The 21,219-nt window shown below is 63.7% G+C and carries 14 protein-coding genes and 2 pseudogenes; 6 read left to right on the plus strand and 10 right to left on the minus strand.

The features are described 5' to 3' along the window. Positions 1-70 precede the first annotated feature (70 nt). Together D1F64_RS14050 and D1F64_RS14055 are read left to right on the plus strand one after the other, a co-directional pair. Complete coding sequence (locus D1F64_RS14050) at positions 71-2,362, plus strand: ATP-binding protein (protein ID WP_117412937.1); 2,292 nt, start codon at positions 71-73, stop codon at positions 2,360-2,362. A gap of 84 nt (positions 2,363-2,446) precedes the next feature. Then, positions 2,447-3,402: pseudogene (locus tag D1F64_RS14055) on the plus strand (IS481 family transposase). An 18-nt stretch (positions 3,403-3,420) separates the two neighbouring features. On the opposite strand, the gene D1F64_RS14060 reads toward D1F64_RS14055, so the two are convergent. From D1F64_RS14060 to xylF, 5 genes are all read right to left on the minus strand, one after another. Next, positions 3,421-4,184, minus strand: a protein-coding gene (locus tag D1F64_RS14060; protein WP_117412938.1) for an IS5 family transposase whose coding sequence is annotated in 2 segments (ribosomal slippage) — positions 3,421-3,854 and positions 3,854-4,184 — 765 coding nt in all. Because the reading frame shifts where the segments join, the coding sequence is not laid out codon by codon here. Positions 4,185-4,820: 636 nt separating this feature from the next. Then, the gene (gene rirA, locus D1F64_RS14065; protein WP_117412939.1) at positions 4,821-5,291 is read right to left on the minus strand and encodes an iron-responsive transcriptional regulator RirA; all 471 of its coding nucleotides are present in this window, start codon (positions 5,289-5,291) and stop codon (positions 4,821-4,823) included. A gap of 321 nt (positions 5,292-5,612) precedes the next feature. Then, positions 5,613-6,440, minus strand: a complete 828-nt coding sequence (locus D1F64_RS14070; RefSeq protein WP_117412940.1) for an ATP-binding cassette domain-containing protein — start codon at positions 6,438-6,440, stop codon at positions 5,613-5,615. Positions 6,441-6,450: 10 nt separating this feature from the next. Beyond that, the gene (locus D1F64_RS14075) at positions 6,451-7,767 is read right to left on the minus strand and encodes a sugar ABC transporter permease (protein ID WP_117412941.1); all 1,317 of its coding nucleotides are present in this window, start codon (positions 7,765-7,767) and stop codon (positions 6,451-6,453) included. Between the two features lie 125 nt (positions 7,768-7,892). Then, the gene (gene xylF / locus D1F64_RS14080; RefSeq protein ID WP_117412942.1) at positions 7,893-8,933 is read right to left on the minus strand and encodes a D-xylose ABC transporter substrate-binding protein; all 1,041 of its coding nucleotides are present in this window, start codon (positions 8,931-8,933) and stop codon (positions 7,893-7,895) included. 357 nt (positions 8,934-9,290) lie between these two features. Here xylF and D1F64_RS14085 point away from each other — a divergent pair, with 357 nt between their 5' ends. From D1F64_RS14085 to D1F64_RS24675, 4 genes are all read left to right on the plus strand, one after another. Further along, positions 9,291-10,532, plus strand: coding sequence for an ROK family transcriptional regulator (locus tag D1F64_RS14085; RefSeq protein ID WP_117412943.1), 1,242 nt, complete (start codon positions 9,291-9,293; stop codon positions 10,530-10,532). 381 nt (positions 10,533-10,913) lie between these two features. Continuing rightward, the gene (locus tag D1F64_RS14090; RefSeq protein ID WP_248304466.1) at positions 10,914-12,242 is read left to right on the plus strand and encodes a di-heme oxidoredictase family protein; all 1,329 of its coding nucleotides are present in this window, start codon (positions 10,914-10,916) and stop codon (positions 12,240-12,242) included. A gap of 329 nt (positions 12,243-12,571) precedes the next feature. Beyond that, positions 12,572-13,318 (plus strand): VCBS repeat-containing protein, encoded by a 747-nt coding sequence (locus tag D1F64_RS24670; RefSeq protein ID WP_248304467.1) that lies wholly within the window; start codon positions 12,572-12,574, stop codon positions 13,316-13,318. Continuing rightward, positions 13,204-14,142 (plus strand): CRTAC1 family protein, encoded by a 939-nt coding sequence (locus D1F64_RS24675; RefSeq protein ID WP_248304468.1) that lies wholly within the window; start codon positions 13,204-13,206, stop codon positions 14,140-14,142. The genes D1F64_RS24670 and D1F64_RS24675 overlap by 115 nt, the downstream gene beginning before the upstream one ends. A gap of 5 nt (positions 14,143-14,147) precedes the next feature. Here D1F64_RS24675 and D1F64_RS14100 read toward each other — a convergent pair whose 3' ends face one another. The 5 genes and pseudogenes from D1F64_RS14100 to glpX form a co-directional block, all read right to left on the minus strand. Further along, positions 14,148-14,348 (minus strand): hypothetical protein, encoded by a 201-nt coding sequence (locus D1F64_RS14100; protein ID WP_117412944.1) that lies wholly within the window; start codon positions 14,346-14,348, stop codon positions 14,148-14,150. A 144-nt stretch (positions 14,349-14,492) separates the two neighbouring features. Beyond that, positions 14,493-16,312: pseudogene (gene recJ, locus D1F64_RS14105) on the minus strand (single-stranded-DNA-specific exonuclease RecJ). Positions 16,313-16,757: 445 nt separating this feature from the next. Beyond that, positions 16,758-19,289: an EAL domain-containing protein gene (locus D1F64_RS14110; RefSeq protein WP_117412945.1), complete on the minus strand. Its 2,532-nt coding sequence runs from the start codon at positions 19,287-19,289 to the stop codon at positions 16,758-16,760. 33 nt (positions 19,290-19,322) lie between these two features. After that, a complete protein-coding gene (locus D1F64_RS14115; RefSeq protein ID WP_205470478.1) occupies positions 19,323-19,754 on the minus strand; it encodes a cache domain-containing protein in 432 nt (143 codons plus the stop codon). 463 nt (positions 19,755-20,217) lie between these two features. Then, on the minus strand, positions 20,218-21,210 hold the full coding sequence (glpX, locus tag D1F64_RS14120; RefSeq protein WP_117414615.1) for a class II fructose-bisphosphatase: 993 nt from the start codon (positions 21,208-21,210) through the stop codon (positions 20,218-20,220). Positions 21,211-21,219 lie beyond the last annotated feature (9 nt).

Genomic DNA, 21,219 nt, shown 5'->3' on the forward strand with positions numbered 1-21,219 from the left:
CGGCTTCCGACCGGACACGTCACCGCGCGCCCGGCAGGACCAAAGCCCCTCGTGTCCAATTGGCAGTCACATGAACGCCGCCATCCCGCTCCACCGCAGGATCTCCTTCAAGCTGGCCCGCCTGGCGCTTGGCGTAGCCATGGCCGTTGGCCTGCTGGTGAGCGCGGTTCAGGTCTCCCTCGATTTCGCAAACCAGCGGCAGGAAAACGCGGAAATCGTCACCCGCATCCTCAACGCCGCGGACCCGACCGCCCAGCGCGCCATTCTCACGCTGGATCCCTTTCTGGCACAGGAGGTGGTCAACGGGCTGATCAGCTACGAATTCATCATTGCCGCAACCATCGATGACGAACTCGGCACCACGCTCGCCCAGGCGGACCGCCGCCAGCGCATGAACAGCCCGACACGCTGGCTGACGCCGCTGCTGGCCGACGAGTTCGAACGCTTCGATGTCCAGTTGAGTGTGCCGAAGAAGCCGCCAGACCAGTCCGGCCGCCTCTCCGTCGTCATCGATACTGATCGTGCCTTGCTGCCATTCTACATGCGCGCCTCCGTAACGCTTCTGTCCGTCCTGCTGCTGATCGTCTTCGTCGTTCTGCTGTTTCTGGCGATATTCTACATCCTGATCACCAAGCCGCTGCTGCGCGTCATCGGCGATCTGACGGATGTCGATCCGGATGATCCCGAGCGGCCGATGACGCCGATTTCTCCCCTGTCTCCCAGTCATCGGCACGACGAACTCGGCATGCTGCGGGATACCGGAAACCGGTTCATCGCGGCGATCTCCGCCCGCATGCATGAACTGCGCGAAAGTAACGCCGCCCTGGCTTTCAACGAACAGCGCTTCAAGGACTACACCGCGGCGGCGTCCGACTGGTTCTGGGAGCAAGACGCCAACCTGCGCTTCATCGCGCTGCCCGACAATCCCGCCAACCCCGCCTTCACCGACAACTACGTGTGGACCGGCAAGAGGCTGTGGGAGGTCGATGGCGCCGACGTTTCCGAACCCAAGTGGGCCGCCCTAATGGCGGACCTCGACGCGCGGCGCGAATTTCGAAAGTTTCGCACCGAGCACGAGTTGCCCGACGGCCGCATCCGCAAGCTCGAAATCAGCGGCATGCCCTATTTCGACCCCTCCGGCGCATTTTGCGGCTATCGCGGCGTCGCCACCGACGTGACCGAAACAGCGCGCGTGGAGGAACAGCTCGCGCACACGGCCAATCTGGAATCACTCGGCCGGCTGACCGGCGGCATCGCGCACGACTTCAACAACCTGTTGGCGATCATCCAGGGCAACCTTGAGCTCTTGGGCGAGGAGTTGGAGGAGCAGGAGCTGCCGTCCGATCGCGTGGCGACCTCCATTCAGGCAACGCTGCGCGGCAGCGAGCTGACCCAGCAGCTTCTGGCCATCGCCCGCCGCCAGCATCTCGTGACGAAACCGGTCAACATCAACCAGATCATCGCCGGCACTCAGAAGATGCTGTTGCGGGTTCTCGAAAGCACCGTGCACATCAAGACCTACCTGGCCGAAGACCTCTGGATCGCCGACATCGATGTCTCGCGGATGGAAAACGTGCTCATCAACCTTGCGCTCAACGCCCGCGACGCGATGCCGGAAGGCGGCCTGCTGATGATCGAGACCGGCAACATCACCATCGCGGCCGATTCAGCCGCCCACTTCGGGTCCGACGTCATTCCGGGCGACTATGTGCGCCTGACCCTGTCGGACACCGGTGTCGGCATGCCGCCGGATGTGCAGAAGCGAATTTTCGAACCCTTCTACACCACCAAGCCGCTGGGAAGCGGCACCGGTCTTGGCCTGAGCCAGATCCATGGATTCATCAAGCAGTCCGGAGGATACATTTCCGTCTACTCCGAACCCGACAACGGCACCACGTTCCAACTCTATTTGCCGCGCTCCCTCAAGTCGCCGCATGAGTTCGACAGCCGCGAGACAGCACCCGCCGATACCTCCAAGCTTCCCGATGCGCAGGTGCTGATCGTCGAGGACAATCCGGATCTTCGGCAGCTCGCGCGCACGATCGTCGAGGGACTGGGATTAAGAGTGCTGGAAAGCGGCAGCGGCGAGGAAGCCGTGACAATCGCCAAGGCGGCCGGAGGCATCGACCTGCTGCTCAGCGATATCGTGCTGACCGGTCAGATGACGGGTCGCGACGTGGGTGACACGCTACAAGAGCTCTATCCCGACATCGCCATCATCTACATGTCGGGCTACGCGGAGCGCGCACTGCTGCATCGCGGACAAAGCGACCCCGGCGCCACGCTGCTGCAGAAGCCGTTTCAGAGAAAGGAACTGATCAACGCCATTGCGAACCTGCTCAGCCCGGCCCCCGTGCTCTAGATGTGAGCTTTCAACAGGTTGTCCATTCGGACCTGACCGAGGAGACTGGAGTTACCACGCTTCAGCACGCATCGGAGGGTCCGAATGAACATCCACAAGAATGCCCGCCTGACACCGTTGCGTCGAGGGGAGATGGCCCAAGCGGTCATTGAAGGTCGTCTTTCCCGGGCCCAGGCGGCGCGGGTCTATGGCGTGTCGGCCAAGATCGTTGCCCGGTGGGCCGAACGCTACAGGGCGGAAGGCCCGGCCGGCATGGTCGACCGCTCCTCTCGGCCAGGCCGGATGCCCAGCGCAACCGATCCGCTCCTCTGTGAACGCATCATCGCCCTGCGCCGTCAGCGCTGGACAGGTAAGCACATCGCTCGGGAGGTCGGCTGTCACCGGCCACCGTCAGCCGGGCGCTGCGGCGGGCAGGCCTCTCCCGGCTCAAGGACCTCGATCCGGCCGAACCGGTGCGCCGCTATGAACGCCAGCATCCGGGCGAGTTGATCCACATCGACATCAAGAAACTCGGTCGGTTCGACCGCGTCGGCCACCGCATCACCGGCGATCGCACCGGCCAGTCCAACAGCCGCGGTGTCGGCTGGGAGTTTGTCCATGTCTGCATCGACGATGCCTCGCGCATCGCCTTCAGCCAGATCTTGCCCGACGAGAAGAAACACAGTGCGGTCGCTTTCCTGCGCGCCGCGCTCGCCTATTACGAGAGCCTGGGCGTCACCGTCACCCGCGTCATGACCGACAATGGCGCCTGCTACAAATCGAAAGCCTTCGCAAAAGCCTGCCGCGATCTCGGCCTCAAGCACATCCGCACCCGACCCTACACGCCCAAGACAAACGGCAAGGCCGAACGCTTCATACAGACCGCGTTGCGGGAATGGGCCTATGCCATCGCCTACCCAACGTCACGCCATCGCGCAGCCGAACTGCCGATCTGGCTACACCGCTACAATTGGCACCGGCCACATGGCAGCCTAAAATCCAAAACACCGATCAGTCGACTCGATCTAACCGAGGACAACCTCTTGAGGCTCCACATCTAGGCTGTAGTGACAATTTAATCATTTGAGCCAGAGCATGATGCTGGCGAGTTTGACGAAGCCTAGGAAGTTGGCGGCAAGCTTGTCGTAGCGGGTTGCGATGCGGCGCCACTGCTTGAGCTTAGCGAAGAAGCCCTCAATGCCCCACCGGTTCTTGTAGGCAATCTTGTCGTAGTCGTGCTGGTATCTGCGATGCCGGCGCGGCGGGATGACCGGCTCGCCGCCCTGTTCGAGAATGAGCTCGTATAGCCGGTCGGCATCATAGGCGCGGTCGGCGATCACCTGTGTCACCGCCAAGCCCTCGATCAGCTCGCAAGCGGGCGCCATGTCGTTCTGCTGACCCGGTCCCAGCTCGAAGCGCACCGGCAGACCGAGCGCGTCTACGACGGCGTGCAGCTTGGTGCCGAAGCCGCCGCGGGAGCGGCCGAGAGCCTGGGTTTCAGGCCCCCCCTTTTACGCCGCGCTCCGGCGGCCTGCGCCTGGGCGCGGATGACGGTGGCATCGATCGACAGCCATTCCATGTCCGGATCGCTCGCGATCGCCTCGAACAAACGGTCGAACACACCCGCCTCGATCCAGCGGTAGTAGCGCCGCTTGGCGGTCTGGTAGGGGCCGAAGCGATCCTCCGGCAGATCCCGCCAGCGCGCTCCGGAACGCGCCAGCCACAAAATCGCATCGAAGAAGCGTCGGCCGTCGCTGCGCGGGCCGCGCTTGCCCTTCAGGCCGCCCGGAACAAACGGCCTGATCTGCTCCCATTGATCGTCGCGTAGAACTTCGCCTTCCAAAGCCGACCTCCAAAAGTCAGCCTTGAATCTGATTTGCGCCTCAAAGGGAATCCCCCAGTGACGTTAAATTGTCACTACAGCCTAGAGCGTTTCCTTGTTAAATGGGATCAATTCTGCGGAGATGAATTTTGTCGAGGATCAAGAGGATTGGCGAAGGGCATATCGCGGATATGGCCGAGACGGGCCTCGCCGATAATCGGGAAAATTCATCCCGCCCAAAGGGTTGGTCGAAACCGGCCGTCCGCCGCGTCAACGGCCTCCGCCGTAGCATGGGCTACGCCGTTCGCCCGTTTCCTCGCGGATCGAACCGGTTTGGACCAACAGAATTGATTCCATTTAACAAGGAAACGCTCTAATCGGTTGTCTTCTTGGGTGCCTGTTCGCCATGCCCGGACACGGCGCAAAGGCATGTGCAAGAAGCGGGGCCGGTCGCGCGAGGCGGCAATCCCTTGGAACGCCGGCATCACTCTGTGCGACGGCCACCAAAATGAGGAAGCAACCGCCCGAAGCGAGAACCCGCGCATCATGCATATGTGGTTGGACAATGCGGGTCGGCCCGCAAGATCACTCGCGACGCCAACGCGGCCCGGGGCGCACAGCGGCGACCGCAACGGACGCCGGAAACCCGCAGCCTGCCTACGACAGCTTTGCCGCCTGCATCATCGGGTGCATGGCTTCCAGGCTCAGCAGCATGCGCAGCTGGCCCTGATCGCCGCTCAAATCCGCAACCGTGTAGAGATCCAGCACACCGAAGAACGCCTGAAGCGCCTCATTCAGCACCCGGTTGAACTTGCAGGAATCGATTAGCGGACAATCGCGCTTGGTCGGGTCGAAGCACTCCGCGAGATTGAAGTTCTCTTCCGCGGCGCGGATAACCTCGCCGATCGAAATCTCATCGGCCGGGCGCGCCAGCAGAATGCCGCCATTGCGGCCGCGGATGGTCTTGATGAACCCGTTGTCGACGAGCACCTTCATCACCTTGAACAGGTGCGTCTCCGAAATACCGTATGTCGCCGCGATTTCCGGCACCTTGCTCGGCTTGTCGGGATTCGCGGTGCAATACATCAATGCGCGAACGGCATAATTTGCTTGTAAAGTCAGTCTCATAACTGAATCCGTCTTCCGTTAGGCCGGCACCGAAAAATGTTGAGCACCCTATTCATGTATTCCAAAACCAGCGCCGTTTCAACCTGCAGCCAGCCTGCACCATCAATGCTCTGAATTTTCGGCCTGGGCGCGGGGCCGTTGCGGCGATCCCTCTTGAGCATCACTGCGACATCCGTCTGGCGCCAGATCGGGTCCCGGCTCCACCTTCGGCCAAAGGGACCGGCACGCGCCGCACACCGTGCCCGCAATACCGTCCCCAAACGGCATGCGACCAACCCGCGGTCACCTCACGGCCATCATGTCACCGGATGCGGTGCGGTATCAACCCGCCTCGGCCAATTCACCGCTGGCCATCGCACCGGGACCTGGAGTGGCGGCGGGCGGACACTTGCCAAGGATAATCATCCCCAGAACCTCGTCGGCAGTCACCTCGGAGGTCTTCGCCGTGCCCACGAGATGGCCGTTCTTCATCACCGCCACCCGGTCGGCGAGATCGAAGACGTCGTGAATGTCGTGGCTGATCAGGAAGATGCCAATGCCCTCGGCCTTCAGCTTGAGCACCAGATCCGCGACCTGCTTGGTTTCCTGTGGCCCCAGCGCCGCTGTGGGCTCATCCATGATCAAGATACGGGCGTTGAAATGGATGGCCCGCGCAATGGCGATGGACTGCCGCTGCCCGCCCGACAGCGCGTGAACCGGATCCTTGAATTTCCTGAAATTCGGATTGAGCCGGAACATCACCTCGCGCGCCGCCGCCTCCATGGCCACGTCGTCGAGCGTGCCCCAGGGGGTGCGCAGCTCGCGGCCGAGAAACAGATTTCCGGCCGCGTCGATATTGTCGGCCAGCGCCAGCGTCTGGTAGATCGTCTCGATGCCGCAGCGCTTGGCGTCGCGCGGATTGTGGATCTCGACATCCTCGCCGTTGACGCGGATCTTGCCCTCGTCGGCGCGATAGGCCCCCGACAGCATCTTGATCAGCGTCGATTTTCCGGCGCCGTTGTGACCGAGCAGCCCGACCACCTCGCCCGGATAGAGATCCACATCGACGTTGTCGACAGCGCGCACGCCGCCGAAGGCAATCGACATGTTGCGCATCTCGACGAGAGGTGTGGTTCCGGAATGCGCCGTGTCAGCACTTTGCGTGTTCATGCCATCCCCCTTACTTCGCGCGCTTGCGATAGACGGTGTCGACCCATACCGCGAGCACGAGAACGATGCCGACGACGATGTTCTGCAGCGGGGTGTCGACTTCCATCAGCACCATGCCGGTCTGCAGCGACTGCATGACCACGGCCCCCAGCATGGCTCCGGCGACCGTGCCGATGCCGCCGCCCAGCGAGGTGCCCCCGATGACGGCCGCCGCGATGACATAAAGCTCGTCCAGCGTGCCTTGCGAATTGGTCGCAGCGTTCAGCCGAGCTGTGGAAATGGCGCCGGCGATTGCGCAGAGCGCGCCCATCGTCGTGAAGATCAGCACCCTCACCCGCTTGGTGTTGATACCTGCCAGCTCGGCCGCTTCCGGGTTGCCGCCAATGGCGAAGACGTAACGGCCGAACCGCGTGCGCGTGGTGATGAAGGTCATCACGATGCCCACGCCCATGGCGATCAGCACCGGAATCGGCAGCCCGTGCGCGATCAGCAGTGACCCGCCTTCCGGAATTTCCAGCCCGTGCGTCTCCGCGTAGCGCGCCGCGACCCGCGAGGGCAGATAGTAGCTGTTGGCGATCCAAACCGCGCCGATGACCGCGGCCGACGCGATCCCGGCAACGACGAACTCCGCCCAGACGGGCTTCAGCGGGAAGCCGAACCGCTTGCGTTGGGTGCGTCCGTGCAGCGTCGCCCAGACGATCGCCACGCAGGCGAGCGCGGCGACGACCCACGAGGCCGTGTCACCAATGGCGCCGTTGACGCCGCCGCCCATCAGCCGGAATGTGTCGTCCATGGGCGCAACCGTGCGGCCCGACGTGACCCACCACGCCGCGCCACGCCAGACCAGCAGACCGCCCAGCGTCACGATAAAGGCAGGAACACCCATGTAAGCGATCACGAACCCGTGCAGCGCGCCGATCACAGCGCCGATCACCAGCCCGAAGGCGAGCGTGACAACCCAGGTGGCGGGATGCTCGAAGCCCAGAAAGTGCGGCAGGACGTCGGCCTGCATCACCCCCATCATCATGCCGATGAAACCCAGCACGGAGCCCACCGACAGATCGATGTTGCGGGTGACGATGATCAGCACCATCCCGGTCGACATCACCGCGATCGACGAGGTCTGGACCGACAGGTTCCAAAGATTGCGCGGGGTCAGAAAAGCACCGTCGGAAAACAGGTGAAATCCCGTCCAGATGATGATGAGTGCGGCAACCATGCCCACGAGCCGCGTGTCGACTTCCATCGCGGCGAGCGGCGAACGCGGAGGGTGCGCGGCCGCTTGCGATGTCGCATGAACGCCGGTTGCAGATTGTTCCGAAGCCATCGGGATCACATCCGCCTGATCTTGAATTTGAGGAGTATAGCCCTTCGTCCATCCCCCGCGAGCCGGGACGGCGGCACAGGCCGCCGCCCCGGGTCTCTTTGCCTGGGAGGACAGGACTTATCGGGTTACTTGCAAGCCGCGACGCTGCCGGGCTTCACGCCCTTGCAGACGACGTCCGCGGGCACCCAACCGGCTTCGATCACCACGTCGAGATTGTCCGCCGTGATCGGCACCGGCTTCAGGAAGATGGCGTTCATCTCAACGCCGTTCGGGCCGCCGGACCACTTTTCGGCACCCTCGACGGCGTCCATCGCGGTGCCCTTGGCGAGCGCCACGGCGATCTCGCCGGCAGCCTTGCCCAACGCGCGGGCGTCTTTCCAAACCGAGACGGTCTGGGTTCCCAGTGCAACGCGATTCAGAGCGGCGTGATCGCCATCCTGACCCGACACCGGCACGACACCGGCCAGGCCCTGCGCCTCAAGCGCGGCGACAACGCCACCCGCGGTGCCGTCATTGGACGCCACCACCGCGTCGACCTTGTTGTCGTTGGCGGTCAGGATCTGCTCCATGTTGCGCTGCGCATTGGCCGGCAACCAGGCGTCGGTGTAGGCCTCGCCCACGTTCTTGATCTTGCCGGCGTCCATCGCCTCCTTGAGCACTTCCATTTGTCCGGAGAACAGGAAGTCGGCGTTGGGATCGGCCGACGACCCCTTGATAAAGACGTAATTGCCTTCCGGCTGCACCTTGAACACTTCGCGCGCCTGCATGCGTCCGACTTCCTTGTTGTCGAACGTCAGGTAGAAAGCGTCCTTGTTCTCGATCAACCGGTCATAGCCGACCACCGGGATGCCTTCGTTGGTGGCCTTTTCGACCGCCGGACGGATGGCGTCGGAATCCTGCGCCAGAATGATCAGCGCATCGGCGCCGCGCGAGATCAGTGTCTCCACGTCGGTCAACTGCTTGGCGGCCGAAGACTGTGCGTCGGTCGAAATATACTTGGCGCCCGCGGCTTCCAGCGCGCCCTTGATGGCGGCCGCGTCGGTCTGCCAGCGTTCTTCCTGGAAATTCGACCAGCTCACGCCGACTGTGATTTCCTGCGCCACGGCGGCGCCGAGCGTCATGACGGACACCGCCGCACCGGCGGCGAAGATTGCAAATTTTCTCATAGCGGGACTCCCTCCTTGAATGTCGTCGCGTTTCCTCACCCGGACAGGGTTCCGCGGCGTTCATCGCACGCGTGCTGTCCCGTCCCGGGCGGACGCCGCCGATGCTTTTGATCGCGGCTTGTTATTTAATTCGACGTCCGAAAAAAATGTTGATCGAAACCACCGCCGCTGTCAACATGGTTTCCGCATCCGTCATCTCAGACCTACGGATAAGAAATGCGCGGCGGCCGCCAAGAGCCGCAATCAACGGCAGGCCCGCGCGGGGGTGACTGCCAGACGGGGAGTTCGGAAGCGGCACAGCCCGGGAGTGGTCTGTCACACGCTGTTTTCCGCGAAACACGGGATTGTCTTTACCCGATGACGAAAAAGGCGGACCGCGATCAGGTTCGGCGCCAGAACCGGAGCGTCATCCTTCAGACGCTGCGTCGCGAGGGACCACTCGCGCGCATCGAGCTTGGCGAACGCACCCATCTCAGCCCGGCGACCGTCACAGCCATTACCTCCGACCTGATCGACGAGGGCCTGCTGCGCGAAGCGGCCAGCGACGACGAGCGGCCGGCGAGTGGACGTGGGCGGCCGCGCACCCTGCTGGCGCTCGATCCCAGCGCCGCCGTCCTCCTCGGTGTCAAGATCTCGCTCGGCAAGATCGAGCTGATCCTGACCGATTTCTCCGGCCATCGGGTTGCATCCGAAACACACGCGGTGGAGACCTACACCGCGACGCGCGGCGGCGTCTCCGAGACGCTGATTGCGGCGATCACGCGGTTTCTCCAACGCCTGACCGTTGCGCCATCGCGCCTTGCCGAGATCCTCGTCGCCTCTCAGGGCGTGGTCGACACGCGCAGCGGCTCCATCGTCTGGAGCCCCGCGTTCAAGGTCCGCGACATCCCGCTTCTTGAGCCGCTGCGCCACGCCTTCGGCATCAATTGCAGCCTCGCCAACGACGCGAACATGATCGCCGAAGCTTTGCATGACGCCGATCCCGCGCGCTACAGTGGCACCTTCGCGGTTGTCTTCATCGACTATGGCGTCGGCATGGGCATGTTCTTCGACAACAGGGTCTACACCGGAGAGACTGGCGCCGCGGGAGAGTTCGGCCATACCAACCATGTCCCCGGGGGTCCGCTGTGCCGCTGCGGCCGTCGCGGCTGCCTGGAAGCGTTTCTCGGCGACTATGCACTGGTGCGCATGGCCCGGGGATTGCCGGACGCCCATGACCCATGGCAAATCGATTTCGAAGCGGAGGACATCGCGGCCCTTGTCGCACGCGCGGACACCGGCGACGCGGAAGCCCGCGCGGTGTTTTTCAAGGCAGGCCACGCACTGGGTTATGGCGTCGCACGACTCGTCGCCACCATCGATCCCGGTCACATCGCGCTCACCGGCGCCGGCATGCGCGCCTTCGCGCACATGCGTGAAGGACTGGACGCGGGCCTCGAGGAGGCGCTCGTCGCCGATTTGCGCCGCAATGTCACCATCGACCCGCATCCCTGGAACGAGGATCTCATCGCCGCCGGCATGATCGCCGGCGCGCTGGCCCGTCTCGACCGCGTCACCTTCGCCCGCCGCCGCACCCCGGAACTGGAGGCGGGCGAATGAGCGGATCCGTGATCGAGCCACCACGCGACCGTCGGCCCGCCCACCCTCAATGTCACCCCGGGCTCGACCCGGGGCCAACTATGCCCATCGGCGCCCACCGGCCCCGGGTTCGTGGCACCGCCAGCGCAGCACGCACGCCTCAGGACAAGCGGCGGCCAGAATGGATCCCCGCTCGAGGCGGGGATGGCGCGAGGAATGTGTGTGCGCTGCTGAAAATCGTGACGCCGGCAAGCCCCGCGCTCCTCCTCCCCTGAGGACGCCCGAAGGGCCGTCTCGAAGGATGCGCGCCGCGCTCATCCCCCTCCTCGCTTTTCTCGCTTTCCTCCCCTGCCCGCCCAGTCCGCCGAACCGGAATGGGCCGAGCGCGCCCTGCCCGCGCATGTGGATTTCGAGACAGCAAGCCGCGCGCCCGATCACGCGGACCTTGTCGCCGCCGGCCGCGCCCTTTTCATCGCGAAATTCACCCGGGCCGACGGCGCCGGCCGCCCCATGGCCACCCAGGCGATCATCCCCACCAAGCGCCGCCGGCCGCCCGCGACCGATTTCCAGCGCCTGTCGGGTCCCGACGCCAGCACCTGCCGGTCGTGCCACAACGATCCGATCGCCGGTGCGGCCGGAGATTTCACCGCCAACGCCTTCGTCTCCGAAGGATTCGAGAGCGCCGATTTCGACACGACCGACCCGCAGTTCTCCAACGAACGCGGCAGCGTGGCGCTCCACGGCAGCGGCCTGATCGAACTTCTGGCGCGCGAAATGACCCGTGACCTCCTGGCCCTGCGCGCGCAAGCCCTTGCACAAGCAAGACAATCCGGCGCACCAGTCTCCGTTTCAATGGAAACGAAAGGCGTCTCCTTCGGTTCCCTCACCGTCGCCCCCGACGGCCTTGTCGACACCGCCGCGCTCGAAGGCATCGACTCCGATCTCACGCTGCGCCCCTTCAGCCAGAAGGGCGTCTTCGCCTCGCTGCGCCAGTTCACCGTCAACGCCATGAACGATCACCTCGGCATGCAGGCGGCGGAACGCTTCGGCGCGCTTTGGACCGGCACGGATGATTTCGACGAGGACGGCAAGACCGACGAACTGACGCGCGGCGACATCTCGGCGCTCGTCGCCTTCCAGGCGACCCTGCCGCCGCCCATCCGCGAAACGGACCTTTCCACGGACTGGACCCGCGCAGCGGCGCATGGCGAGACGCTGTTTGCGGACATCGGCTGCGCGTCGTGCCACCGCCCCACGCTGCCGCTGGACTCGCTGATCTTCGAGGATCCCGGTCCGCGCGAGGTTGCCGGAACCCTGCGCGGCGGTGAGGTCGCGGATCCGATCCGGCTGGATCTCTCCAACGAACCCTGGGCGCAGGCGCTGGAGCGCGACGCGCAGGGCCGCTGGCTGGTGCCGCTGTTCGGTGATCTCAAACGCCACGTGATCGCCGGCAAGCGCGTCGACACCCTCGGCCGCGAGCTGCTCGCCCAGCGCTTCGTCGAGCGCAACGCCTTCCTCACCTCGGAGCTCTGGGGCATCGGATCCACCGCGCCCTACGGCCATCGCGGCGACATCACCACGCTCAGCGAGGTCATCGAGGCGCATGGCGGCGAGGCGCTGGAGACACGCGACGCCTTCGTGGATCTGCCGGCGGACGACCGTTCCGCCATCATCGCGTTTCTGAAAAGCCTGACGATCGCAGGGCCCGAGATCGTGGAGACCGCGCGATGACCCGCCCCATGCCCCAACTTTCTTCGAAGGCCTCTCGTCTGCAGCTCATCCTTCGAGACGCGGCGATGCCGCTCCTCAGGATGAGGAGGCGTTTTGGGATGGTTCCGTGCGGTCCAGCAACAAGCACTCCCTCATCCTGAGGAAGCCCGCAGGGCTGTCTCGAAGGATGGGCCGCCCCTCCAAGCCCTCCGCATCGTCATCGCCGCCTCCTCCTTCACCTCTCCCCCGGGAGAGGGAGTGCGCACCACGGGAAAGGGGGCTGCTGGTCACTTGGCGCCTTCTTGCTCCTCACATTCATCGCCCTCCCCGCCCACGCCGATGAGCCCACCATGCCCATACCCATCCTGCACGAGGAGGCGGAGGCAGCCGGCATCACGCATACCTACGACGGTCCGTGGGAGTATTTCGTCGGCGGCGGCGTGGCGGTTCTCGACTGCAACGGCGACCGCAAACCCGATCTGTTTCTCGCCGGCGGCACGAACGACGCAAAGCTCTTCGTCAACGACAGCCGCCCCGGCGGCGCACTGGCCTTCCACGACCAGCCCACCGGGCTCGACGCGCGTCACCTGACAAAGGTCACCGGAGCCTATCCGCTGGACATCGACAACGATGGCCATCTGGATCTGGCGATCCTGCGCGTCGGCGAGAATCTTTTGCTCAAGGGCGGTCCGGACTGCACGTTCGAACTCGCCAACAAGGCCTGGGGCTTTGACGGCGGCCGCGCCTGGACCACGGCGTTTGCGGCACAATGGGAGCCGGAAAACGCCTACCCCACGCTGGCGTTCGGCAACTACGTCGACCGCTCCGCCCCGGCTCGCCCTGGGGCACCTGCCACGACAACGCGTTGTTCCGCCCGCAAGCCTCCGACAGGCCCGACTATTCCATTGAAGTGCCGCTGCGGCCGGGCTATTGCGCCCTGTCGATGGTCTTCACCGACTGGAACCGCTCCGGCGAGCCTTCCTTGCGCATCTCGAACGACCGCCACTACTACCGCGGCGGCGAGGAACAGCTCTGGGCCGTCTCCCCGGACCGGCCGCCGCGCGCCTATCGCCGCGCCGATGGCTGGCGGCATCTGAAGATCTGGGGCATGGGGATCGCCACCGCCGATCTCGACGCCGACGGTTTTCCGGAATTCGCCCTCACGTCGATGGGCGACACCAAGCTGCAAACGCTCGACGAGGAGGCCGAAGAGGGCCGACCGGTCTATCGCGACATCGCGCTGGAAAAGCGCGCGACGGCGCACAGGCCCTACACCGGCGAGGACCTGCGCCCCTCAACCGGCTGGCACGCGGAGTTCGCCGACATCAACAACGACACGCTGGAAGACCTGTTCATTGCCAAGGGCAACGTCGAACAGATGCCCGAATTCGCCAGCTTCGATCCCGACAACCTGCTGCTCGGCGCCTGGGACGGCGGTTTTGTCGAGACTGGCGCGCAGGCCGGCATCGCGCTCGACCGGCGCGGCCGCGGCGCGGGATTGGCGGATTTCAACAACGACGGCCTGCTCGACCTTGTGGTCGTCAACCGCGCCGGACCCGTCAGCCTGTTCCGCAATCTCGGCCAGACCATTCCGGACAGCGCAGGACAGCACCGCACCGCAGCCATGGGCAACTGGCTGAAGGTGGAACTGGCGCAGGCGGGCGCGAACCGCAACGCGGTGGGCGCGAAAATCTCGGTGAAGATCGGCAACCGCACCTTGGTGCGCGACGTGCTCTCAGGCGCGGGCCACGCCTCGGGACAGGCGGGCCCCGTTCACATCGGCCTCGGCGTCGCCGAACGCGCCCAGGTGCGGGTGCGCTGGCCCGACGGCTCCTGGAGCCACGCCTACCGCACCTTCGCCAATTCCCACGTGGTCATCGAAAAAGGCGCGGCGGCCGCCAAATACTGGATCGCGGAGTAGCCCGCCTAATCCGCCATATGCGCCAGACAGGCGATGAACAGGGTAGCGGCGCCGGCGGCGGCCACGCGGGTAACCTGCTCAAGCCCCCGAACCGGACGGTTCATCGGAGCGTAGTCGAGCCGGACCGTCTTCAGCGCCGCGTGGGCACGATCGCAGGCGCGTTGCACCTCGACCAGACTTGCGCGCGCCTCGACCTTGCCCACCATCGCTCACGTCCCCTGTCCAACCCTCGCATCGTTTCTAGGCGGCCAGACCTTTCGGTATGGTTAACGAAACGTTGAGAGCCAAAGGCACCCTACAGCGCGTTGCCATAATGACGCAACGGAACAGGGGAAGACGGAGAGACTGCCTCAGCGGCGCGTGGTGGCCGGATCGGCGGCGTCGAGAATGCGCAACTGCACCTTGGCCTGACCCTGCCAGTGGTCGAGCGACAGGGCGCCGGCCAGATGCAGCGCGCCGCCGCGCTTGGACAAAAGCAGATTGCCCAGCGGCTGATCCGCCGCGCGAAATGCGATCGCCTTGATGCTGGCGCCGTCGGCCGATCCCAGCGTGGCGCGCACGTGCCCCTTGCCCACCACATCGGCGAACTTGACGATGTGCGAGGGCAGCGCGAACAGCGGCTCGGAATGGCCCGCGCCATAGGGCCCGGCCTTTTCCAAAAGTTCCATCAGCTTGAGCGTCGCGCCCGAGGCGGTGACCGCTCCGTCGAGTTTCAGGATATTGCTCTCGCGCGCGCCGTCGACGGCCGCGCCCAGCCGTTCCTCGAGAAACGCCTCCAGCTCGGGCACCTTGTCGCGCGCCACTGTCAGTCCCGCCGCCATGGCGTGGCCGCCGCCCTTGACCAGCAGGCCAGCGTCGACGCCAGCGCGTACCACTGCCCCCAGATCGACGCCCGGAATCGAGCGCCCCGATCCGGTGCCGAAGCCGTCGTCATTGAAGGCGATCGCGAAGGCCGGGCGCCGGTGCCGCTCCTTCAGCCGCGAGGCGATCAGCCCGACGATACCGGGATGCCAGTCGTCGGACCCGGTGACCAGCACGCTCGGCCCCTCGCCATCCAGCATCCTGATCGCCGCCTGGCCCTCGCCGTCCTCCAGCATGGCCGCCTCGATGGCCTGGCGCTCGGTGTTCAGCCGGTCCAGCTCCACGGCGATTCTGGCCGCTTCCTCGCGGTCCTCGCTGCTCAGCAGCCGTGCCCCAGCGCCGCGTCGCCAATGCGCCCGCCGGCGTTGATGCGCGGACCGATCAGGAATCCCAGGTGATACGGCGTCAGCGGACCGTTGACGCGCGCCAGATCGGCAAGCGCGGCAAGCCCCGCATTGACGCGGCGGCGCATCGCCACCAGCCCCTTGTTCACATAAGCCCGGTTGAGGCCGATGAGCGGCACCACGTCGCACACGGTGCCCAGCGCCACCAGATCCAGCCACGACAGCAGGTCCGGTTCCTGTCCCTTGAAACGGCCGCGCCGGCGCAACTCGCGATTGAGCGCCACGCAGAGCAGAAACGTCACGCCGACGGCCGCCAGATGCCCCTGCCCCGACAGATCGTCCTGCCGGTTGGGATTGACCAGCGCCACCGCCGGCGGCAGCGTTTCACCCACCTGGTGGTGATCGGCAACCACCACGTCGAGCCCCAGCCGTTTGGCTTCTTCAAGGGAGTCGAAACTCACGCTGCCGCAATCCACGGTCACCAGCAGCGAGGCGCCGCCCTCGCGCAAGTGCTGGATCGCCACAGGGTTCGGTCCGTAACCCTCAATGATCCGGTCGGGAATATAGATGACGGGGTCCAGCCCGACGGAGCGGAGATACCGCGTCAACAGCGCCGACGACGTCGCGCCGTCCACGTCGTAATCGCCGAAGATCGCGACGTTCTCGCCGCGCTCCACCGCGTCCGCCAGACGGTGCGCCGCGGCGTCCATGTCGACGAGCGTCGACGGGTCCGGCATCAGGTCGCGCAGGCTGGGATCGAGGAACTGTTCGGCGTGATCGGCGTCCACGTCACGGCCCGCCAGAACACGAGCCACCACATCGGGCAGGCCGTAGCGCTGGGCGATCAGCTGCGCCTGCGCGGCGCGCGGCGCGTCCAGACGCTCACGCCACACCCGCCCCGACACGGATTTCTCGACGCCGAGAAAGGCGCGGGTCGCAGGATCTTCGCGAAATCCGCCGAGCATGGTCACCTCAAGCTTGCTCCCATATGCGTGCCGGCCATCGCGATGCATGACCATTGGTTGTGGCGCGCCCCACGATGCACGACGCGTCCATGATGTTCAAATCGGCATCCGGCATGTCTCGCGCGACAACAACCGGGGTTCCCGCGCCATCAAGCAGCCCCCGGTTCAATGCGTTGGGACGATCCAAACCGGACAAACGCCTGCCTGTCACCGAAGCTCGCTCTGGTAAGCAATCAGGTCCGGCAGAATCATCTGATTGACAAGGGACAAACTGGAAAATGTGGCCCAATGCGCCATTCGGAGGGTACGAACACCCTTTTCCCCGAGGGGCATTTTGCCAGCGCTACGCCCTGGAGAGGACCGAAACCGTGAACCGGTATCGCGGCCGATGCTTGAGCAAATTACGCGGGCGCGACGCTCAGTGTCCATCACGGCGTCCGGCGCGTCAGCCGGCGCCGCGCCGGAGTTCCCCAGCAGTCTTGTTTCCAGTGGCGCCTAGGTCGAGCTTCGACAGCGCGACGGGACGACTGAACAGATATCCCTGCACCTGATGGCAGCCGGCGGCGCGCAGCATGTCGAACTGCTCCCGGGTCTCGATCCCTTCCGCCGTGGTGGTGATGTCGAGCGATCGGCCCAATCCGATGATGGCGCCGACAATGGCAGCGCAATCGCTCCGCTTCTGCATTTCGTTGACGAACGAGCGATCGATCTTGATCTTGTCGAATGGAAACACCTGCAGATAGCTCAGCGACGAATAGCCGGTTCCGAAATCGTCAAGGACGACAGAGACGCCGAGCTCTCTCAAGTCATGCAGGAACGCGAGGTTCTCGGAATTCTGCTGCAACAGAACGGACTCGGTGATTTCGATTTCGAGCCGCTCTGGCGCAAGACCCGAGTCCGCCAGTGCCGTCACAACCGTTTGCGTCAGATTGCCGGCCCTGAATTGCACCGGAGACAGGTTGACCGCGATCTTGATGTGAGCCGGCCACCGCGACGCGTCCCTGCATGCCTTGCGCAGCAAGCGCTCACCCAGCGGGATGATCAGGCCGGTTTCTTCCGCGATCGCAATGAACATGTCCGGAGGAATCATGCCGCGACGCGGATGCTGCCAGCGCGCCAAAGCCTCGACGCCACAGGTTTCCATCGTGGCTGTATCGACGATGGTCTGGTAGTGCAGTTCGAATTCGTCCCGCGCGAGCGCCTTGCGCATATCCAGCGCAAGGGTTCGGCGCGAGCGTGTTTCCTCCGCCATCACGCGGTCGAAGAAGCGATAGCCGTTGCGCCCATCCGATTTTGTCTTGTAGAGCGCCAGATCCGCACTTTTGAGCAATTGATCCGCGTCGATGCCATCCTCGGGCGCAAGTGCAATGCCGATGCTGGCGCCGATAACCAGTTCAGCGCCCTCGATCATGTAAGGAGCGGTCGTGATGTCCAGAAGATCCTCCGCCAAAGCCAATGCGGCCTGCTTTTGATCTCCGGCCGCGGTTGCCTGCAGAACCGCGAACTCATCGCCGCCCAGCCGTGCCACCGTATCGCCTTTGCCGACCATTGCGCGCAGCCGATCGCCGAACTCCTTAAGCAGGGCATCGCCAACCGGGTGCCCCATGGAATCGTTCACCGCCTTGAACTGGTCGAGGTCCAGCACAAAGATCGCGAACGACGCCTTCTCCCGGTTCAGCTGCGTCAGGGCCTTTTCAATTGCTTCCAGAAACGATGCCCGGTTGCTCAGCCCGGTCAAGGTGTCCTGGCGCGCCAGGCTCGCGATCTTTTTCTCCGCCCGATGTCGCTCGGTGATATCCTCATGCGTCGCGACCCAGCCGCCTTCGGGCAACGGCCGGTTGATGACATTCATAATTCTCCCATCACTCGTGGTGATGACATGATGTGTCGTCTCTCCGCGCCGCATTGCGGACGGAATCGTGTCGGTGGATTCGTTGTAATTGCCGTAATCGTTGGTCAAGGTCCTGCGATACGCGAGAAGCTTGTTGAATGACCAGCCGATCTCGATGCGGTCGCTCGACAGTTCGTACATGTCGGAATACTGCTGATTGAACAGGACCAGCCGGGCGTTGGAATCAAACATGACGAGACCCTGCGACATGTTCCGCAAGGCCGCGTCGAACTGCATGTTTTTCAGCCGCAGTTCCTCTTCTCGATTTTTCAGCAACTGATTGTCGTGTTCGATTTTCTCCCGGAAGGCCGCAACAGCCCGGACCATCCTGCCAATTTCATCCCGTCGCTGCGGGTCGCTGATCTCGACATCGAGCTTGCCCGACGACACCTGCTGCATCAGGTTCGTGATCGATTGGATCGGATGAACGATCGACCGCGCGACCATCAAGGCCGTGACGAGGCTGACGGCCATCGCAATCATGCCGCCAATCGCGAGGACCCTTTTGTTCGCGCTGGCCTCGTATGCGAGGTCTTCGGCAAAGGATCGCGTCTTCTCTGTCACGTCGAACAGGAATGCCTTCAAATCGCGGTCGACGTTCTTGAACTCGTCGTCGACCATGCCCAGCATCATCGTGGCCATCGGCGCGTCTACGCCGCCAACGTCAAGCGTGTCCTTGGCGACATCTTCATAGCGCTTCCATTCTGTCTGAAGCGCGTGAATCTTCTCCCGCCCGATGTCGCTCAGGTCCGGCCGATCGGCAAATTCCGAAAAGCGCTGCGTGGTGGAGTTGACGCCGGCGAAGACCTCGGCACGCAATGCGTCAAGCAAGATTGGACTGACGCCGTTGCTCGCCCACGAGACATACCGGAATATGCTCACGTGCGTGTCGACGATGTCGTCCTTGAGCTTTGACACAGCGAGTTGTTTGGGAAGGGTCACGGTGGACAGGCTCTTGAGGCCCGTGTCCGTTTTGGAAAATGTCAGGTAAGCGCTTATTCCAGGGAGCAGCATGCAGATCAAAAGAACAAAGGAGGCCACCAATGTCTTCAGTCTGATCGAACTATTTTTAAATAGATCTACCATGCCACTCTTTCAGGAACGGGTGCAATCGCCAACCTACAGATTATAGATTCCGACACCTACGAAGTATTCTCCCATCTTTTCGATATAACTAGATTTATCTTCAATCTTGTTATTGATGGGATTGGGCCACTTGTAGTCGACCCAGCCCGTTCCATTGCCATTGGCGATGTCGATCATTTCCCGGATCAGATATTTTCCATCTTGATCCTTGAGATTCAAAAGGTTCTTGCCAACCAGAACCGGGCGCGCGCCATGCGCGACATTCACGCCCTGCAGATCATAGATGAATGGATACAGGTCGCGGTCATGGAAGGCCGGCGTCGTCGGATCGTTGACGGCTTTGAATGTCGCATCCGGCCCTTCCCTTTGAAAAAGCTCTATGACGCGATTCACCATGGCGACCGCTTCCTGCTTCGTGCCGAACTCGGCTGCGTTCGCGAGGACAGGCGTCAGCGTAAGTGCCACGAACAGCCATCGCACCAATATCAAGCGCATCGGGCTTCCTCCCAGATGAGTGACCCTGAACAATGAATTGAACTAATTTAGAATTGTTAAACGACGGCAAATAATAGTGATTTGTTATTGAAATTTTCGTCTGGAACGTCCGACACAATAGTTGGTAACAAGTTTAGTTCCAGTGCTCTGCCAGGTTGCTGAATACAGTCTTCGAAGACTGCTCGATCGTGGGCACTGGCGCACACAATTTGGAATAGCCAACGGTTTCAGTTGGCCCGGCTCGCATGAATTTTGCTTTGGTTAAAAAAGAGGGAAACGCCCCGGGCCGTTCGACGAACCGCCAGCGCAGGTCCAGGGCTCATCTGCCCAGGACCCGCGCGTAGCCCGATGCGAAAGGACACCGGCTGTCCGACAGGAACCACGCTATTGCAACAGCATGGACCCGATCCTGGTCACGACCCGCCCAAGCCGCTCAATCGAGGTAGAACTTGTCCATCTGGGTGTGCGTCGCCTTGATCCAGCGCACGGTTCCAGTCGACGAACGCATCACGCAGGTGTGCGTCTCGATCGAATTCTTGCCGAACTTCACGCCCTGCAGGAAATTTCCGTCGGTCACGCCGGTGGCCGCGAAGTAGACGTCGCCGGACGCCATTTCTTCCATGGTGTAGACGCGGTTCTCGTCCGCGCCCATCTTCACCGCGCGTTCCTTCTGCTCTTCGCGGGTGATCACCAGCCGGCCCTGCATCTGGCCGCCGATGCAGCGCAGGGCCGCCGCCGCCAGCACGCCTTCCGGCGCGCCGCCAATGCCCATGTAGATGTCGATGCCGGTCTCGTCCGGGTTTGTGGTGTGGATCACGCCGGCCACATCGCCGTCACCGATCAACCGGATCGCGGCGCCGGTGGCGCGCACTTCCTCGATCAGGCGCGCATGCCGCGGCCGGTCGAGAATGCAGGCGGTGATCTCGTTCACCGGCACGCCCTTGGCCTTGGCCACGGCGTTGATGTTTTCCGTCGGCGTCGCGTCCAGATTGACCGTACCGGCGGGATAGCCCGGGCCGATGGCGATCTTTTCCATGTAGCTGTCCGGCGCGTTGAGCAACCCGCCCTCCTCGGCCATGGCGATTACCGCCAGCGAGTTGGACAGGTTCTTTGCGCAGATCGTGGTGCCTTCCAGCGGGTCCAGTGCGATGTCGACCTTCGGGCCGATCTTGGTGCCGACCTTTTCGCCGATGAACAGCATCGGCGCCTCGTCGCGCTCACCTTCGCCGATCACCACCGTGCCGTCGATCGGCAGCTGGTTGAGTTCGCGGCGCATCGCGTCGACGGCGGCCTGATCGGCGGCCTTCTCGTCGCCGCGGCCACGCAGCCGCGCGGCCGAGACGGCGGCCCGTTCGGTGACGCGTACCAGTTCCAGCGTCAGGATACGATCCAGCGAGACCGGTGATTTAGCGTCCTTGGAGACCATTGCCATACC

Origin of the sequence: Breoghania sp. L-A4 (genome assembly GCF_003432385.1) — a bacterium.
GTDB lineage: Bacteria > Pseudomonadota > Alphaproteobacteria > Rhizobiales > Stappiaceae > Breoghania.

What these genes read in the sequence shown, in the direction of transcription:
- D1F64_RS14085 (WP_117412943.1), top strand. Translation starts at nt 9,291, where the DNA reads ATGACGAAAAAGGCGGACCGCGATCAGGTTCGGCGCCAGAACCGGAGC.
- D1F64_RS14075 (WP_117412941.1), bottom strand. Translation starts at nt 7,767, where the DNA reads ATGGCTTCGGAACAATCTGCAACCGGCGTTCATGCGACATCGCAAGCG.
- glpX (WP_117414615.1), bottom strand. Translation starts at nt 21,210, where the DNA reads ATGGTCTCCAAGGACGCTAAATCACCGGTCTCGCTGGATCGTATCCTG.
- D1F64_RS14070 (WP_117412940.1), bottom strand. Translation starts at nt 6,440, where the DNA reads ATGAACACGCAAAGTGCTGACACGGCGCATTCCGGAACCACACCTCTC.
- rirA (WP_117412939.1), bottom strand. Translation starts at nt 5,291, where the DNA reads ATGAGACTGACTTTACAAGCAAATTATGCCGTTCGCGCATTGATGTAT.
- xylF (WP_117412942.1), bottom strand. Translation starts at nt 8,933, where the DNA reads ATGAGAAAATTTGCAATCTTCGCCGCCGGTGCGGCGGTGTCCGTCATG.
- D1F64_RS14110 (WP_117412945.1), bottom strand. Translation starts at nt 19,289, where the DNA reads ATGGTAGATCTATTTAAAAATAGTTCGATCAGACTGAAGACATTGGTG.
- D1F64_RS14050 (WP_117412937.1), top strand. Translation starts at nt 71, where the DNA reads ATGAACGCCGCCATCCCGCTCCACCGCAGGATCTCCTTCAAGCTGGCC.
- D1F64_RS14100 (WP_117412944.1), bottom strand. Translation starts at nt 14,348, where the DNA reads ATGGTGGGCAAGGTCGAGGCGCGCGCAAGTCTGGTCGAGGTGCAACGC.
- D1F64_RS24670 (WP_248304467.1), top strand. Translation starts at nt 12,572, where the DNA reads ATGCCCATACCCATCCTGCACGAGGAGGCGGAGGCAGCCGGCATCACG.